This is a genomic window from Bradyrhizobium sp. CIAT3101 (genome assembly GCF_029714945.1).
Taxonomy (GTDB): domain Bacteria; phylum Pseudomonadota; class Alphaproteobacteria; order Rhizobiales; family Xanthobacteraceae; genus Bradyrhizobium.
Genome location: NZ_CP121634.1, coordinates 5,512,299 through 5,529,244, shown reverse-complemented (window position 1 = coordinate 5,529,244; position 16,946 = coordinate 5,512,299). Strand labels below are relative to the sequence as shown.

The following is a 16,946-nucleotide window of genomic DNA, read 5'->3' as shown; positions in this document are numbered from 1 at the left end:
GCTGCCGGTTCCAGAATGGGCTCAAATGGTTAAGGATCATGAACCATCAGGGCGGGCGGCCGCGCATTGCGGAGATAAACCGGCATTTTCGCGGCTCTCTTGACGAAAGGGCGCCTCATAGCCCATATGTCGCCGCATGAACGGTCTCCTCGCCATCTGCATTATTTGCCGCGAGATTACGAGCTAGCGATTCGCTGGCTGGAGCCGTCTTTTCTCAACCACATTGAGAGCACTGGACGCCCGGCCAACAGCCGACGGGTGTCCATATGGAATTGCGTCTTTACGATACGCTGAGCCGGGAAAAGCGCACCTTCGTGCCGCTCGATGCGAAGAACGTCCGCATGTATGTCTGCGGACCGACCGTCTATGACTTCGCCCATATCGGCAATGCGCGGCCGGTGATCGTGTTCGACGTGCTGTTTCGGCTGCTCCGCCATCTCTACGGCGAGGCGCATGTCAAATACGTCCGCAACATCACCGACGTCGACGACAAGATCAACGACCGCGCCGCGCGGGATTTTCCGGGGCTGCCGCTGAACGAGGCGATCCGCAAGGTCACCGAACAGACCGGCAAGCAGTTTCACGCTGACGTCGACGCGCTCGGCGCGCTGCGGCCGAGCGTCGAGCCGCGCGCGACCGAGCACATCGGCGAGATGCGCGAGATCATCGAACGGCTGATCAAGGGCGGGTTCGCCTACGCCGCCGAGGACCACGTATTGTTCTCGCCGCAGGCGATGAACGCGGCCAACTCCACGCTGCCGCGCTATGGCGCGCTGTCGAAGCGGTCGCTCGACGAAATGATCGCCGGCGCGCGCGTCGACGTCGCGCCCTACAAAAAGGATTCGACCGACTTCGTGCTGTGGAAGCCGTCGAAGCCTGGCGAGCCGTCCTGGCCGTCGCCGGCCGGGATCAAGGCCGAGGGACGCCCGGGCTGGCACATCGAGTGCTCGGCCATGGCCTGGAAGCATCTCGGCGAACAGTTCGACATCCATGGCGGCGGTATCGATCTCGTGTTTCCGCATCACGAGAACGAGGTCGCCCAGACCTGCTGCGCCTTCCACCAGCAGCGCATGGCGAACTACTGGATGCACAACGGCTTCCTGCAGGTCGAGAGCGAGAAGATGTCGAAGAGCCTCGGCAACTTCATCACCATCCACGAGCTGCTCGCGGACTGGCCGGGTGAGGTGCTGCGCCTCAACATGCTGAAGACGCATTACACGTCGCCGATCGACTGGACCATGAAGTCGCTGGAGGAGAGCGCCAAGACGCTCAACGACTGGTATCGCTTTGCGGCCGATGTCGCGCCGTCAAAGCCGGCGGCGTCCGTGGTCGAAGCCCTGCTCGACGACCTCAACACGCCGCAGGCGATCGCGGCGCTGCATGGTCTGCGCAATTCGTCCGATGCGGCCGGTCTTTCGGCGTCGCTGCGTCTGCTCGGCTTCCTGTCCGAGAGCGTCGCGCAGTGGGAAGGCCGCAAGCAGCAGGCGAGCGGCGTCGACGCCGGCGAGATCGATCGCCTGATTGCGGAGCGTACGGCAGCGCGTGCGCGCAAGGACTTCAAGGAATCCGATCGTATCCGTGATGAGCTCGCAGCCAAGGGCGTCGTGATCAAGGATGGCAAGGATGCCGACGGCAAGCCGGTGACGACCTGGGAGCTCGCGTGATGGCACAAGCGCATCCCAAGCCCGGCTTGCGGCCGTTTTTGCCAGCCGACGTGCCGATGCTGGCCGCGATCTACGTCGCCAGCATCCAGGAGCTGACCGGCGACGACTACAGCGAGGCGCAGCAGGAAGCCTGGATGGAGGCGGCCGAAACCGAGGAGTTCGGCAAGCGGCTCACCTCCGACCTGACGCTGATCGCCACGCTGGACGGCTCGCCCGTCGGCTTCGCCTCGCTGCGCGGCGCCGATCACATCCGCATGCTCTACGTGCATCCGGCGGTCAGCCGGCAGGGCATCGCGACCATGCTGATCGATGCACTGGAAAAGCTCGCCGGCGGCCGTGGCGCTGCAGCCCTCACGGTCGACGCCAGCGACACCGCGCAGAATTTCTTCGCCAAGCGCGGCTACACGGCCCAGCAGCGCAACAGCGTCACCATCAATGACGAATGGCTCGCCAACACCACCATGAAGAAGACGCTCGGAGCGCAACAATGAGCAAGGAGCGCCTTTATCTGTTCGACACCACGCTGCGCGACGGCGCGCAGACCAACGGTGTCGATTTCACGCTGACCGACAAGCAGGTCATCGCGGCGATGCTCGACGAGCTCGGCATCGACTATGTCGAGGGCGGCTATCCCGGCGCCAATCCGCTCGACACCGAATTCTTTGGCGCTAAGCCGAAGCTGAACCACGCGCGTTTCACCGCCTTCGGCATGACCCGGCGGGCAGGGCGCTCGGTCTCCAACGATCCCGGCGTCGCCGGGCTTCTGGAAGCGAAGGCCGACGCGATCTGCTTCGTCGCAAAGTCCTCCGCCTATCAGGTGCGCGTCGCACTGGAGACGACGAAAGAGGAGAACCTCGCCTCGATCCGCGACAGCGTCGCGGCCGCAAAGGCAGCCGGCCGCGAGGTCATGCTCGACTGCGAGCATTTCTTCGACGGCTACAAGGAAGATGCGAGCTTTGCGCTCGCCTGTGCCAAGGCCGCCTATGAGGCCGGCGCACGCTGGGTGGTGTTGTGCGACACCAATGGCGGCACCATGCCCAACGAGGTCGAGGCCATCGTCACCGAGGTCACGAAGCACATCCCCGGCGATCACGTCGGCATCCACGCTCATAACGACACCGAGCAGGCGGTGGCGAATTCGCTCGCCGCGGTTCGCGCCGGGGCGCGGCAGATCCAGGGTACGCTAAACGGCCTCGGCGAGCGCTGCGGCAACGCCAATTTGTGTTCGCTGATCCCGACGCTGAAATTGAAGAAGGAGTTTTCGGACGCCTTCGAGATCAGCGTCACGCCGGAGAAGCTGGCGACACTGGTCAAGGTCTCGCGCACGCTCGACGACATGCTCAACCGCGTGCCGAACCGGCACGCGGCTTACGTCGGAGAGAGCGCTTTCGTCACCAAGACAGGCATTCACGCCTCCGCGGTGATGAAGGATCCGCAGACCTATGAGCACGTCTTGCCGGAGACCGTCGGCAATCACCGCAAGGTGCTGGTCTCGGACCAGGCCGGCCGCTCCAACGTCATCGCCGAGCTCGACCGCGCCGGCATCGCCTATGAGAAGAGCGATCCGAAGCTGACCCGGCTGGTCGAGGAATTGAAGGAGCGGGAGGCGCAGGGCTACGCTTATGAATCGGCCAACGCCTCGTTCGATCTCCTGGCGCGCCGCACGCTCGGCAAGGTGCCGCATTATTTCGAGGTCGAGCAGTTCGACGTCAATGTCGAGCAGCGCTACAACGCCCTTGGCGAGCGCGTCACCGTCGCGTTGGCCGTGGTGAAGGTCGACGTCGCCGGCGAGCATCTGATCTCGGCAGCCGAGGGTAACGGCCCGGTCAACGCGCTCGACGTCGCGCTGCGCAAGGACCTCGGCAAGTATCAGAAGTACATCGAGGGCCTGACGCTGATCGACTACCGCGTCCGTATCCTCAACGGCGGCACCGGCGCGGTCACGCGCGTCCTGATCGAGAGCGAGGACGAGAACGGCGATCGCTGGACCACGGTCGGCGTGTCCCCGAACATCATCGATGCCTCGTTCCAGGCGCTGATGGATTCGGTGATCTACAAGCTCGTGAAGTCGGGCGCGCCGGCGTAGGATCCACGAGGACTGTCATACCCCGCGAAAGCGGGGTATCCAGTACGCCGTGGCTTCTCGGTCGCTCTCGGGCGTCTCGGAATACTGGATCGCACGGTCGAGCCGGGCGATGACAGTGGAGGGTGAGGAGGGAGTAGGGCGATGATCGACCACATCTCCGTCGGCGTCAGCGAGCTCGAACGCTCCGCAAAGTTCTACGAGGCCACGCTCGCCACCCTCGGGCTCACGCGCCTCGTCACGCGGCCGCGGACGGTCGGCTTCGGCAAGTCCTATCCGGAGTTCTGGATCAATCTGCGCGAGGCGATGCCGCATGTAGCTCCGGAGAGCGGCGTGCATATCTGCCTGCGGGCGAAGACAACGGCCGAGGTCGATGCTTTTCACGCCGCCGCGCTTGCGACCGGCGGCGCCTCGGACGGCGCACCGGGTATTCGCCCGCACGACCGCGTTCGCTATTACGCAGCCTTCGTCACCGATCCCGATGGCAACCGGATCGAAGCGGTGACGTTTCCGAGCGAATAGGGCGTTACAGCTTGCGCGCCACGTCGGGTGCGAGCTGCTTTTCCGTCTCGGCGATCTGGGCCACGGCGGATTTCAGCTTCGGCAAGATGTCCTCGACGCGATCGGCCTTGAGGATATCGACCGAAAGGCCGGCGCGGATGAACTCGGTCTGGCGCATATGCGACAGCAGCGAGAACAGCGGCTCCCAGAAATTGTCGATGTTGGCGAGCAGCACCGGCTTGGCGTGACGGCCAAGCTGCTTCCAGGTCAATTGCTCGACCAGCTCCTCCAGCGTGCCGACGCCGCCCGGCAGCGCCACGAAGGCATCGGAGCGCTCGAACATCAGCCGCTTGCGCTCGTGCATGTCGGGGGTGACGATCATTTCCTGCACGCGGGTCAGCGCGTTCTCGCGCTTCCGCAGGAACTCGGGAATGATGCCGGTGACGGTGCCGCCGTGATCGAGCACGGAGGTCGCGACCGAGCCCATCAGGCCGAGCGAGCCGCCGCCATAGACGAGGCGGATGTTGTTCTCGGCGAGCGCCTTGCCGAACGCCTTGGCGCCTTCGGTGAAGTGGGGATTGGTTCCGGGACCGGAGCCGCAATAGACACAGACGGTTTTGATCGTGCTCATTGGTACCATGATGCATTGCAGCGAAGGGGCGTCAAGTCCAATCGGTGATTCGGGACACCCGGAAATCTACCGGTAAATGGCGACAAACAATCGAGGATTCGCCATCTGGCGGGGTGCGCTGGCCCCCGGAAGCTTCTATATGACGAGCGAAAACAGTTAATCGCAACGCGCCCGCATCCGGCGGCCTCCAGGTTTCTTGATGAGCCCACCTCTGCCAGACGTCCCCGATGTACCCGAGCCTGCCGGCGGACCGCTGGAGCGGGCCACCCTGATGGGCACGCTGGCGCATCTGTGGCCCTATATCTGGCCGGGCGACCGTTACGACCTGAAGATGCGCGTAGTCTGGTCGATGGTGCTGCTGCTCGCCGCCAAGCTGATCACGCTGACGGTGCCGTTCAGCTTCAAATGGGCAACCGACGCGCTCACCGGCGCCAACACCGCACCGGTGCAGGCTGCCAACTGGCATCTCTGGGTGGTCGCGTCGCCGCTGCTCCTGACCGCGAGCTACGGCGTCATGCGCATCGTGATGGCAGTGCTGACGCAATGGCGCGACGGCATCTTCGCGCGCGTTGCCATGCACGCGGTGCGCAAGCTCGCGACCATCACCTTCGTCCACATGCACGAGCTGTCGCTGCGCTTTCATCTCGAGCGCAAGACCGGCGGCCTGACGCGCGTGCTCGAGCGCGGCCGCGAGGGCATCGAGGTCATCGTGCGCATGGTGATCCTGCAGCTGATCCCGACCATCGTCGAGGTCACGCTCTTGATGGCCGTGCTGCTCTGGCAGTTCGACTGGCGCTACGTGGCCGCGACGCTGATCACCGTCACGGTCTACATGTACTATACCTACATCGCGACCGAGTGGCGGATCGGCATCCGCCGCAAGATGAACGATTCCGACACCGAGGCGAACACCAAGGCGATCGACTCGCTGCTCAACTACGAGACGGTCAAATATTTCAGCGCCGAGGCCCGCGAAGCGCAGCGCTACGACAAGTCGGTCGCGCGCTACGAGGAAGCGAGCATCCACACCTACACCTCACTCGCGGTGCTCAACACCGGGCAGGCCGTGATCTTCACGCTGGGCCTGACCGCAACCATGCTGATGTGCGCGATCGGCGTACGCAACGGCACCAACACGGTCGGCGATTTCGTGCTGGTCAACGCAATGATGATCCAGCTCTACCAGCCCCTGAATTTCATGGGCATGGTCTATCGCGAGATCAAGCAGGCGATCATCGACATCGAGAAGATGTTCGGCGTGATCGGCCGCGAGGCCGAGATCAAGGATGAACCCGGCGCGCAGCCGCTGACCGTCTCCGCCGGTACCGTGCGTTTCGAGGACGTCCGCTTTGCCTATGAGCCGACGCGGCCGATCCTGAAAGGCATCAGCTTCGAGGTGCCGGCCGGCAAGACGGTGGCGATCGTCGGCCCGTCAGGTGCCGGCAAGTCGACCATCTCGCGGCTGCTGTTCCGCCTCTACGACGTCTCCGGCGGCAAGATCCTGATCGATGGCCAGGACATCCGCGAGGTCACGCAGGCGAGCTTGCGCGCCTCGATCGGCATGGTGCCGCAGGACACGGTGCTGTTCAACGACACCATCCGCTACAACATCCGCTACGGCCGCTGGGACGCCAGCGACGAGGAGGTCGAGGAGGCGGCGCGGCTGGCGCAGATCGACCATTTCATCCGCCTGGCACCGATGGGCTACGAGACCCAGGTCGGCGAGCGCGGCCTGAAACTGTCCGGCGGCGAAAAGCAGCGCGTCGCAATCGCGCGCACGGTGCTGAAGGCGCCGCCGATCCTGGTTCTGGACGAGGCGACCTCGGCGCTCGACACCCATACCGAGCACGAGATCCAGGGCGCGCTCGACCGCGTGGCGAAGAACCGCACCTCGCTGGTGATCGCCCATCGGCTTTCGACCATTGTCAATGCCGACGAGATCATCGTGCTGGACCAGGGCCGCATCGCCGAGCGCGGCACCCATGCCAGCCTGCTCGCACAGGGCGGTCTTTACGCCAGCATGTGGAACAGGCAGCGCGAGGCCGAGGCCGCACGCGAGAAACTGGCCCGGATGGCCGACAGCAGCGAGGCGCCCAACCGGGAGCCGCCGCCGGTCGAGGACGCCCTGACGGCGCAAGCGGCCGCTGAGTGAGCTTGTCTCCGGTCCCAACTCTGGCCTAAACAGGCCCACCGCGCGAGACGACCCGCGCCATCAACCCCTGAGCGGCAGATAGCGATGTCCATTCTCGATTCGATCCAGCGTCAGATCCCGCCGATCCACAAGGAGGGCTATCCCTTCATCGGCGGCTTTGCGCTGGCAAGCCTCGTCCTGTTCTGGCTGTGGTCGCCGCTGGGGTGGATCGGCACCATCATCACCGTGTGGTGCGCGCTGTTCTTCCGTGATCCCGTGCGCGTGACGCCGGTGCGCGACGGGCTCGTGGTGTCGCCCGCCGACGGCCGCGTCTCGATGATCACCATGGCGCTGCCACCGGCCGAGCTCGGGCTCGGCGACCGGCCGCTGCCGCGCATTTCGGTGTTCATGAGCGTGTTCAACTGCCATGTGAACCGCGCGCCCGTAGCGGGCAGGGTGGATCGCATCGCCTATCGGCCCGGCCTGTTCATCAATGCCGAGCTCGACAAGGCGAGCGAGGACAATGAGCGTAATTCGCTTGTCATCTCGACGCCGCAGGGCCGCATTGGCGTGATCCAGATCGCGGGCCTGGTCGCAAAGCGCATCGTCTGCTTCGTCAAGGAAGGGCAGGCGATCGGCGCTGGTGAGCGGTTCGGCCTGATCCGGTTCGGCTCGCGGCTCGACGTCTACCTGCCGGTCGGCACCAAGGCGCTGGTCTCGGAAGGGCAGACCGCGATCGCCGGCGAGACCATCCTGGCCGATCTGACCGGTGACGACCCCGGTCGCGCCTATCGCGCCAATTAACCATCGGGCCGCTGTCGGGGGCCTTCCGCCGCAATGGCGGAAGGGAGCACGGCTTGCTATATCTCGCCTGCAGGTGAGGACGCGCCAATGACGCCCTACGACTACAGAGATCCCGATGTTCGTCGCCGGCGGTTCCGCCCGATCCCGGTGCGGATGCTGGTGCCCAACGTCATCACGTTGCTGGCGATCTGCGCCGGCCTGACCTCGATCCGGCTCTCGATCGAGGGGCGGATATCGCTCGCCGTCTACGCCATCGTGTTCGCGGCCGCGCTCGACGGCATCGACGGCCGTGTCGCGCGCCTGATCAAGGGCCAGTCGAAGTTCGGCGCCGAGCTGGACAGCCTCGCCGATTTCGTCAATTTCGGTGTCGCGCCCGGCCTGATGCTGTACTTCTGGCAGCTGCACGAGCTCGGCAATGCCGGCTGGATCGCCGCCATGGTGTTTGCGATCTCCGGCGGCCTGCGGCTCGCGCGCTTCAACGCCACCATGGACGATCCGAACAAGCCGGCTTTCGCCGCCAATTTCTTCACCGGCGTGCCCGCGCCGGCCGGCGCGATCACGGTGCTGCTGCCGATCTACGTGGCCTTCCTCGAGCTTGGCCGCGCGCCCGCGGCATTGACCGCCGCCTATACGCTGCTGATCGCCTTCCTGATGGTCTCGCGACTGCCGGTGTTCTCCGGCAAGACCAAGCGGATGCGCGTGCCGCCTGAGCTCGTGCTGCCGGCATTCGTCGCGGTGATCGTCTTCATCGCGATCTTGATTGCCTATCCCTGGCACGTGCTCACGGCGGGCACGGTGCTCTATCTGCTCGGCCTGCCGCTCGGCTACAAATCCTACCGCGATCAGGCCCGCGCGACGGAAGCCGTGGCGCCTGCGGGCGGCGAGGTCTCGTCGCCGCCGTCGGCGCCGACAATGGCCAGCCTGTCCGAACCGCCGCATGACGACGACCGGCCCGGACGGCTGCACTGAGCGAACGCACGCGGATATCTGCCATGAGAGCCCCTGAGTTGGGTTGAGGCCCGATCTCGGCTATATCGCCCTGTGCCGGCGGCACCGCGCCAACAGCGGCCGCCAATCTGGGAGATAACGCCGTGACGAATTCTGCGACCGGGCCGCTGCCTGCTTCCGTCCTCGAAGCGCTGGGCCGCTATGACACGCCGACGATCTGCAACGCCATGGAGATCGTGGCGCCCGAGCGCCGCTTGATCGGCTATACCACCAAGCAGCTGGTCTGCCCGTTCCCGGATTTGCCGCCGATCGTCGGCTACGCCCGCACCGTCGCGATCCGCTCGGTGTTGAAATCGTCGCTGCCGGCCGAAGAACAGTCGAAGCGCCGTATCGAATATTACGAATATGTCGGCACCGGCCACGGTCCGCGCATCTCGGTGATCCAGGACATCGACGGTCCCGACGTCGGCTACGGTGCGTTCTGGGGCGAGGTGCAGAGCAACGTGCACAAGGCGCTCGGTTGCCTCGGCGTCATCACCGACGGCTCGATCCGCGACATCCCGCAATGGGCCCCGGGCTTCCAGGCGCTGGCCGGCTCGATCGGCCCGTCGCATGCATGGGTGCATGCCGAGAGCTTTGGCGGCGAGGTACGCGTCGCCGGCATGACCGTGAAGTCGGACGATCTTATCCACGCCGACCAGCATGGTGCCATCGTGATCCCGTTCGACATCGCCGCGAAGCTCCCCGAGGCCGCCGAGCTCTGCGGCCGCCGCGAGACGCCGATCCTCGAGATCGCGCGCAGCCCGGACTTCTCGCTGGAGAAGCTCAAGGCCGCGCTGAAGCGCTCGGCGGAGATCCACTAATCTCGGGCTAGCACCATGGACATGCGCGGCAAGACGGTTCTGATCACGGGCTCGACCGATGGTGTCGGGCGCTATGTCGCGAACCGCCTTGCCGCCGAGGGTGCGCATGTTCTGATCCATGGCCGCGACGCGGTGCGGGCAAAAGCGCTGATCGACGAGATCGTGAGGGCCGGCCATACGGCGCCGACTTTCTATCAGGCAGATCTGTCGTCGATGGCTGGCACGCGCGAGCTCGCCGCGGCCGTGACGCGGGATCATCAACGCCTCGATGTTTTCGTCAGCAATGCCGGCATCGGCTCGCAGAGCGACGGGCCGCAGCGCCAGGAGAGCCGCGACGGTCATGAGCTGCGCTTTGCCGTGAACTATCTCTCGGGCTTTCTGCTGGTCCATCTGCTGCTGCCGTTGCTGAAGGCCGCCGCGCCGTCGCGCATCGTCAATGTCGCCTCGCTCGGCCAGAATCCGATCGACTTCGACGACGTCATGATCACGAAAGGCTACAGCGGCTCGCGCGCCTATGCGCAGAGCAAGCTGTCGCAGATCATGTTCACGATCGATCTCGCGGCCGAGCTCAGGGATGCCGGCATCACCGCGAATTCGTTGCATCCGGCGACCTACATGAACACGACGATGGTGCGAGCCGGCGGCATCACGCCGATGTCGACGGTGGAGCAGGGTGGTGCTGCGATCCTGCATCTCGTCCAGGGCGACGATGTCGCGGGCAAGAGCGGCCTGTTCTTCAACGGCATGAGCGAGGCGCGCGCCAATCCGCAGGCCTATGATGCCGATGCGCGCAAGCGCCTGCGCGCGCTCAGCCGGGAGCTGACGGGACTGTCACCTGACCCGCCTCATTTATGGTTAGCAAAGCGTTGAGATTGATGTCGCGGAACGGCAAAGCCGCCGTTTGTTCAGCGCGTCGCGCCGCTCCGTCGCATCGGCTGAACTTAACCTTTACGCGGCTTTAAGGGCGGCGCTCTAGGGTTTTCGATGCGGTTCGGGGTTGGACCGCGCCACCGGCCAGGATGGCCGTTGTTGCGTTCGCTTTGGAGTCTCCCATGGATATCATGACGGGCGCCGGTCTTGTGGCCGGTTTGGTCGTTATCGCCACGATGGTGTTTCTGGGCGGCGACCTCGGCATGTTCATGAGCGACCATGCTGCGATCATCATCTTCGGCGGCTCGGCCGCAGCGACCATGATCCGCTTTCCGCTCTCGGCGCTGGCGCACGGCTTGCCGCTCGGCATGAAGTTCGCGTTCACGATGAGCCGGCTGTCGGCGCACGACCTGGTCGACGAGCTTGCCCGCATCGCCGAGATCGCCCGCAAGCAGGGTCCGGTCGGCCTGGAAAAGGTCGAGACCGACGAGCCCTTCCTCGCCAAAGGCATCCGCTACGTCGCCGACGGCTACGACCTCGATTTCATCAGGGACAATCTGGAACGCGACCGCGACAATTTCCTTTTGCACCTCAACGAAGGCAGCAAGATCTACCGCGCCGTCGGCGATTGCGCCCCCGCGTTCGGCATGATCGGAACGCTGATCGGTATGGTGCAGATGTTCTCGAACATGTCGGATCCCTCGAAGCTCGGCCCGTTCATGGCGACCGCTCTGCTCGCAACTCTCTACGGTGCGTTGGTCGCGAACCTGCTCTGCCTGCCGATCGCCGACAAGCTGCACGGCAAGCTGATCGACGAGGAAACCAATCGCACGCTGATCATCGACGGCATCCTCATGATCCGCGACTCCAAGAGCCCGACTTTGGTGCGCGAAATGCTGCTGGCCTATCTGCCCGAGAAGCACCGCCACGCCGAAGGCGAGCCGGTTCCGGCGTAACGCCGCCGGACGCCGGGGATCTGACCGATGGCAAAGAAAAAGCGCGAGGAAGCACACGGCGGCCATGGCTGGTTCGTGACGTTCGCGGACCTGATGGCCTTGCTGCTGGCGTTCTTCGTGATGCTGGTCGCGTTCTCCACACAGGACGCCAATAAGCTGAAGATCGTCGCAGGCTCCATGCGCGAGGCCTTCGGCGTCCAGAGCGAAGCGCGCTACGCCGGTATCATCGAATCCGACGGCCTGCCGACCCGCGCGCGGCTGAAGAACGTCGACCACATCCAGCCCGAGGAGTCCTCCAACACGCCGACGCCGGACCAGGAGGATCGCGACAAGACGTCCGGCGCCAAGATCAAGGTCGACCGCAACTTCGCGCTCGCCGCCGCCTCGCTGCGCCAGGCGTTGCAGGACATGCCCGAACTGACCGAGATGTCCAAGCACATCATGTTCGAGGAGACCAAGCAGGGCCTCAATCTCGAGATCGTCGACCAGGACGGCCGCTCGATGTTCGCGGACGGCTCCAAGGTGCCCTACGACCGCACCCGCCGCCTGATCGAGAAGCTCGCGATCCCGCTGAAGGCAACCCCGCTGCGCGTCTCCATCGCCGGCCACACCGCGGCCGGCTTCGTCCCGACCCGCAGCGATTACGGCGCCTTCGACCTCTCGGCCGACCGCGCCAATGCCGTGCGCCAGATCCTCGAGCGCGAGGGCTTGCCGCCGTCCCATATCTTCGCCGTCTCCGGCAAGGCGGACACGCAGCCGCTATTCCCGGATGATCCGTCGCTCGCCGCGAACCGCCGCGTCACCATCACCCTGATGCGTGAAGATCCGCCGCTGCCGCCGAACTTGAAGCCCTAAATTCCTTGCGCTACCATTTTACCTGAGGCTATTCGTCGCGAAGGCGACGAACGTGGCCGCGCCGTCACAGCATCTCGCGCAGCGCCTGCTATGGTGGTGGGCCGATTGACAGGCGCGCCGGAAGCGTCAAAAGGCGCCGGATCAATTCCAGGGACGAAGCGTTTTCCACCTTCATGACGGCGAGCATCACATCGACTGAGACCCAGGATGGGCCGGTCACCTCCGGTTTTTGGTCCCTCACGCTCGGGAGCATCGGTGTCGTTTTCGGCGACATCGGCACCTCGCCGCTTTACGCGTTCCACGAGGCGGTCAGGGGCGCGGCCCATGGCGAGCCGGTGACGCGGATCATGGTGCTCGGCGTGCTCTCGCTGATCCTGTGGGCGCTGCTGATCGTCGTCACCGCCAAATACGTGCTGCTGCTGCTGCGCGCCGACAACAACGGCGAGGGCGGCACGCTCTCGCTGATGGCGCTCGGCCAGCGCGCGTTGGGGCGGCGGAGCTGGTTTCTGCTCGCGCTCGGTGTGGTCGGCGCGTCGATGTTCATCGGCGATTCCATGATCACGCCGGCGATCTCGGTGCTGTCGGCGGTCGACGGCCTCAAGCTCGCGACGCCGGCATTCGAGCATTATGTCGTGCCGCTGACGGTGCTGATCCTGGTGCTGCTGTTCGCGGTCCAGAGCAAGGGGACCGCGCTGGTGGCCTCGGCCTTCGGGCCGGTGATGGTGGTCTGGTTCACGGTTCTGGCGGTGCTGGGCGTCATTCACATCGCCGACGATCCGTCGGTGCTGGCCGCGATCAATCCCTACTATGCGTTCCAATTCCTGCTCTCGCACGGCACGATCGGCCTGGTGACGCTCGGCGCGGTCTTCCTCGCCGTGACCGGTGGCGAGGCGCTGTATGCCGACCTCGGCCATTTCGGCCGTAAGCCGATCCAGTCGGCCTGGATGTTCTTCGTGCTGCCGGCGCTGCTGATCAATTATTTCGGGCAGGGGGCGCTGGTGCTGTCCGATCCAAGCGCGATCGAGCACTCCTTCTATCGCATGGTGCCCGAGCACTTCGTGCTGCCGCTGGTCGGTCTTGCAACGGCCGCGACCGTCATTGCCAGCCAGGCGGTGATCACCGGCGCCTATTCGCTGGTCTATCAGGCGGTGCAGCTCGGCCTCTTGCCGCGCTTCGAGGTGCGCTACACCTCCGAGACTCATGCGGGCCAGATTTATCTGCCGCGCGTCAACCGGCTGCTGCTGATCGGCGTGATGCTGCTGGTGCTGTTGTTCCACACGCCCAGCAATCTGGCCTCGGCCTACGGCATTGCGGTCTCCACCACCATGGTCGCCGACGGCATCATGGGCTTCGTGGTGATCTGGAAATTGTGGAACTGGAAGGCTGCGACCGCGGCGGTCGTGATCCTGCCCTTCGTCATGGTCGACATGACCTTCTTCAGTGCCAATTTGCTGAAGCTGCTCGAAGGCGCCTGGGTGCCGCTGCTGTTCGGCGCGGCGATGGCGGGGACGATCTGGACCTGGAGGCGGGGCTCGGGGATCCTGATCCAGAAGACGCGCCGGATCGAGGTGCCGCTCGACGATCTGATCCGCAGCCTGGAGAAGCGGCCGCCGCACATCGTCAAGGGCACGGCGGTGTTCTTGACCAGCGATCCCGCCTTCGTGCCGACCGCCCTGTTGCACAATCTCAAGCACAACAAGGTGCTGCACGAGCACAACGTGATCCTGACCATCGAGACCGCGCACACGCCGCGGGTCGATCTCTCCGAGCGCTTCAAGATGGAGAAGATCAGCGAGAAGTTCTCCAAGGTCCGCTTGCGCTTTGGCTACATGGAGCAGCCGAACGTGCCCAAGGCGCTCGCGATCGCGCGCAAGCAGGGCTGGCAGTTCGACATCATGTCGACGTCGTTCTTCGTGTCGCGGCGCTCGCTGAAGGCGTCGGCGCAGTCGGGCATGCCGCTCTGGCAAGACCACCTGTTCATCGCGCTCAGCCGCTCGGCCAATGACGCCACCGACTATTTCCAGATTCCGACGGGGCGGGTGGTTGAAGTCGGAACCCAAGTCACCATCTGAAACCTCCATCGGGACGCAATTGACGGACCTATGCGGATTTTGCATGCCAAGGGCCCAGAATCGGGCTAGGCTATGCCGGCAGCGCAGGACTATAAGCCGCGCGCTCTCTTCCGCCGTTGTGCAGTGAAGCATTTTGAGGCCACTAGGCTCTCCCATGACAAGTGACGTAGCAGTTCCCGCCCCGGAAACGGCGGCGGCCAATGGGCATGGCGATGCCCACACCACCGCCGGCTTCGGCGCGCTGACGCTCGGCAGTATCGGCGTGGTCTATGGCGACATCGGCACCAGCCCGCTCTACGCGTTCCGCGAGGCGGTGATGGCGGCCTCAGGCGCGGAAGGCGCGCCGACGCCGGCGGCCGTTCTCGGCGTGGTGTCGCTGATCCTGTGGGCGCTGATCGTCGTGGTGACGCTCAAATACGTCGTGATCCTGCTCCGCGCCGACAACAACGGCGAGGGCGGCACGCTGGCCCTGATGGCGCTGGCCCAGCGCGCGGTCGGCACCGGCGGGGCGACCATCGTCTTGCTCGGCATCATCTCCGGCGCCCTGTTCTACGGCGACGCCGTGATCACGCCGGCGGTCTCGGTGCTGTCGGCCCTGGAAGGCATGAAGGACGTCACGCTGCGGTTCGAGCCCTATATCGTTCCGCTGACGGTGGTGATCCTGGTGTTCCTGTTTGCCGTGCAGTCGCGCGGCACCGCCCGCGTTGCGGCGTTCTTCGGACCCGTGATGTGCGTCTGGTTTGCGGTGATTGCGATCGCCGCGATCCATCCGATCATCGCGCAGCCGCAGGTGCTGCTGGCGCTGAACCCGTTCTACGCCGTGTCCTTCATGTTCCATCACGGCATCATCGGCTTCGTGACGCTGGGTGCCGTGTTCCTGGCCGTGACCGGCGCCGAGGCGCTCTATGCCGACCTCGGCCATTTCGGCAAGCGGCCGATCCAGACCGCTTGGCTGTTCATCGTGCTGCCGTCGCTGGCGCTGAACTATCTGGGGCAGGGCGCTCTCGTGCTCGGCGACCCCGGAGCGATCGAGAGCCCGTTCTTCCAGCTGTTCCCGCAAGGCATCTTCCGCGGCTGCATGGTCGTGCTGGCCACGGCCGCCACCGTGATCGCGAGCCAGGCCGTCATCACCGGCGCCTATTCGCTGACGCGCCAGGCGATCCAACTCGGGCTGCTGCCCCGATTCGAAATTCGCCATACCTCTGAAGCCCATTCCGGCCAGATCTTCATCCCGCGCATCAACCAGCTGCTGCTGGTCGCGGTGATCATGATGGTGCTGCTGTTCCGCTCGTCCAGCGCGCTCGCCTCGGCCTACGGCATCTCTGTGACCGGCACGATGGTCGTCACCGGGATGATGGGCTTTGTCGTGATCTGGAAGGCCTGGAAGTGGTCGCCGCTGTGGGCCGCCGCGCTGATCGCGCCGTTCCTGTTCCTCGACCTGACCTTCCTCGCCGCCAATTTGCTCAAGGTGTTCGAGGGCGGTTGGGTGCCGCTGGCGCTCGGCTCGCTCATGATCATCATGATGTACACATGGCGGCGCGGCAGCCGGCTGCTGTTCGAGAAGTCGCGCAAGCTGGAATTCCCGCTGGCCGACCTCGTGGCGATGCTGGAGAAGCGACCGCCGCAGCGGGTGCCCGGCACGGCCGTGTTCCTGACCAGCGATCCCCTGAGCGCGCCGACGGCGCTGATGCATAGTCTGAAACACTACAAAGTGCTTCACGAGAAGAATGTCATTCTCACCATCGAGACCGCGCAGACCCCGCGGATCGATCCGGCCGAGCGGGTGAAGCTGGAGCAGATCTCACCGACCTTCTCCAAGGTGACGCTGAAGTTCGGCTTCATGGAATCGCCCAACGTGCCGAAGGCGCTGGCGATCGCCCGCAAGCTCGGCTGGCAGTTCGACATCATGTCGACCTCGTTCTTCCTGTCGCGGAGGGCGCTCAAGCCCGCCGCCCATTCGGGCATGCCGCGCTGGCAGGATAGGCTGTTCATCTCGCTCAGCCGCTCCGCCAACGACGCCACCGACTATTTCCAGATCCCCTCTGGCCGCGTGGTCGAGGTCGGTACGCAGGTGACGATCTAGCCCCGGATTCAAAGCGCACTTCAAGTCGCTGCGATTTAGCTTTAACTTGCGCAAGGCAGCTCAAGCCTTTGTAGCGCTTGATTTTCGCATGCCGAGAGGCGAGGTTGCCGCCGGCCGGGATCGCCCCGGCGGGCGGCGCTGCGACGTTGGAGGATGATGTGGCAAATCAAGTACAGGATCTGACCCCCGAGGAAGTGTCCAAGGGTGTCGCGGAGGGCCGCTATCTGCTCGTCGACGTCCGTGAGCCGAACGAGGTCGAGGCCGAGGCCTACCCTTACGGCGTGGTCGTGCCGCTCTCGACCTTCGATCCCAAGGCGATCCCGGATCCGCAAGGCAAGGAGGTCGTGTTCGCCTGCCGTTCGGGCAAGCGCTCGGTGACCGCCTCGCTCGCGGCGCAAGAGGCGGGCCTGCCTTACAACAAGCATCTGGCCGGCGGCATGCTCGGCTGGAAGGCGGCGGGTCTTCCCAGCAAGGTCGGTGGCTAG

15 protein-coding genes are annotated in these 16,946 nt (G+C 64.9%); 14 read left to right on the top strand and 1 reads right to left on the bottom strand.

Features of this window, described 5'->3' with window-relative positions; all coding sequences use genetic code 11:
* The first annotated feature begins 266 nt into the window (after positions 1–266).
* The 4 genes from cysS to QA645_RS26265 all read left to right on the top strand — a co-directional run bounded on the left by cysS (position 267) and on the right by QA645_RS26265 (position 4,269).
* Entirely contained in the window at positions 267–1,664 is a 1,398-nt protein-coding gene (gene cysS, locus QA645_RS26280; RefSeq protein ID WP_283044448.1) for a cysteine--tRNA ligase, read from the top strand.
* Entirely contained in the window at positions 1,664–2,155 is a 492-nt protein-coding gene (locus tag QA645_RS26275) for a GNAT family N-acetyltransferase (protein WP_254130703.1), read from the top strand. The genes cysS and QA645_RS26275 overlap by 1 nt, the downstream gene beginning before the upstream one ends.
* Positions 2,152–3,750 (top strand): citramalate synthase, encoded by a 1,599-nt coding sequence (gene cimA, locus QA645_RS26270; RefSeq protein ID WP_254130704.1) that lies wholly within the window; start codon positions 2,152–2,154, stop codon positions 3,748–3,750. The genes QA645_RS26275 and cimA overlap by 4 nt, the downstream gene beginning before the upstream one ends.
* Positions 3,751–3,891: 141 nt before the next feature.
* The gene (locus QA645_RS26265) at positions 3,892–4,269 is read left to right on the top strand and encodes a VOC family protein (RefSeq protein WP_283044447.1); all 378 of its coding nucleotides are present in this window, start codon (positions 3,892–3,894) and stop codon (positions 4,267–4,269) included.
* A gap of 4 nt (positions 4,270–4,273) precedes the next feature.
* Here QA645_RS26265 and QA645_RS26260 read toward each other — a convergent pair whose 3' ends face one another.
* On the bottom strand, positions 4,274–4,879 hold the full coding sequence (locus QA645_RS26260; protein ID WP_254130706.1) for a TIGR00730 family Rossman fold protein: 606 nt from the start codon (positions 4,877–4,879) through the stop codon (positions 4,274–4,276).
* Between the two features lie 199 nt (positions 4,880–5,078).
* On the opposite strand from QA645_RS26260, the gene QA645_RS26255 reads away from it, so the two are divergent.
* The 10 genes from QA645_RS26255 to QA645_RS26210 all read left to right on the top strand — a co-directional run bounded on the left by QA645_RS26255 (position 5,079) and on the right by QA645_RS26210 (position 16,946).
* Complete coding sequence (locus QA645_RS26255; RefSeq protein ID WP_283044446.1) at positions 5,079–7,031, top strand: ABC transporter ATP-binding protein/permease; 1,953 nt, start codon at positions 5,079–5,081, stop codon at positions 7,029–7,031.
* 84 nt (positions 7,032–7,115) lie between these two features.
* Positions 7,116–7,814: a phosphatidylserine decarboxylase gene (locus QA645_RS26250; protein ID WP_254130708.1), complete on the top strand. Its 699-nt coding sequence runs from the start codon at positions 7,116–7,118 to the stop codon at positions 7,812–7,814.
* A gap of 87 nt (positions 7,815–7,901) precedes the next feature.
* Complete coding sequence (pssA, locus tag QA645_RS26245) at positions 7,902–8,783, top strand: CDP-diacylglycerol--serine O-phosphatidyltransferase (RefSeq protein WP_254130709.1); 882 nt, start codon at positions 7,902–7,904, stop codon at positions 8,781–8,783.
* Positions 8,784–8,905: 122 nt separating this feature from the next.
* Entirely contained in the window at positions 8,906–9,625 is a 720-nt protein-coding gene (locus tag QA645_RS26240) for an RraA family protein (protein ID WP_254193161.1), read from the top strand.
* 15 nt (positions 9,626–9,640) lie between these two features.
* Entirely contained in the window at positions 9,641–10,495 is an 855-nt protein-coding gene (locus tag QA645_RS26235; RefSeq protein ID WP_283044445.1) for an SDR family NAD(P)-dependent oxidoreductase, read from the top strand.
* A 182-nt stretch (positions 10,496–10,677) separates the two neighbouring features.
* The gene (locus tag QA645_RS26230) at positions 10,678–11,451 is read left to right on the top strand and encodes a MotA/TolQ/ExbB proton channel family protein (RefSeq protein ID WP_254130711.1); all 774 of its coding nucleotides are present in this window, start codon (positions 10,678–10,680) and stop codon (positions 11,449–11,451) included.
* A 27-nt stretch (positions 11,452–11,478) separates the two neighbouring features.
* Positions 11,479–12,306 carry a flagellar motor protein MotB gene (locus QA645_RS26225; RefSeq protein ID WP_148771358.1) on the top strand — a complete coding sequence of 276 codons (828 nt, stop codon included), beginning with the start codon at positions 11,479–11,481 and terminating at the stop codon, positions 12,304–12,306.
* Between the two features lie 173 nt (positions 12,307–12,479).
* Positions 12,480–14,378 carry a potassium transporter Kup gene (locus QA645_RS26220; RefSeq protein WP_283044444.1) on the top strand — a complete coding sequence of 633 codons (1,899 nt, stop codon included), beginning with the start codon at positions 12,480–12,482 and terminating at the stop codon, positions 14,376–14,378.
* A gap of 154 nt (positions 14,379–14,532) precedes the next feature.
* Positions 14,533–16,461 carry a potassium transporter Kup gene (locus QA645_RS26215; protein ID WP_283044443.1) on the top strand — a complete coding sequence of 643 codons (1,929 nt, stop codon included), beginning with the start codon at positions 14,533–14,535 and terminating at the stop codon, positions 16,459–16,461.
* Between the two features lie 158 nt (positions 16,462–16,619).
* Complete coding sequence (locus QA645_RS26210) at positions 16,620–16,946, top strand: rhodanese-like domain-containing protein (RefSeq protein ID WP_283044442.1); 327 nt, start codon at positions 16,620–16,622, stop codon at positions 16,944–16,946.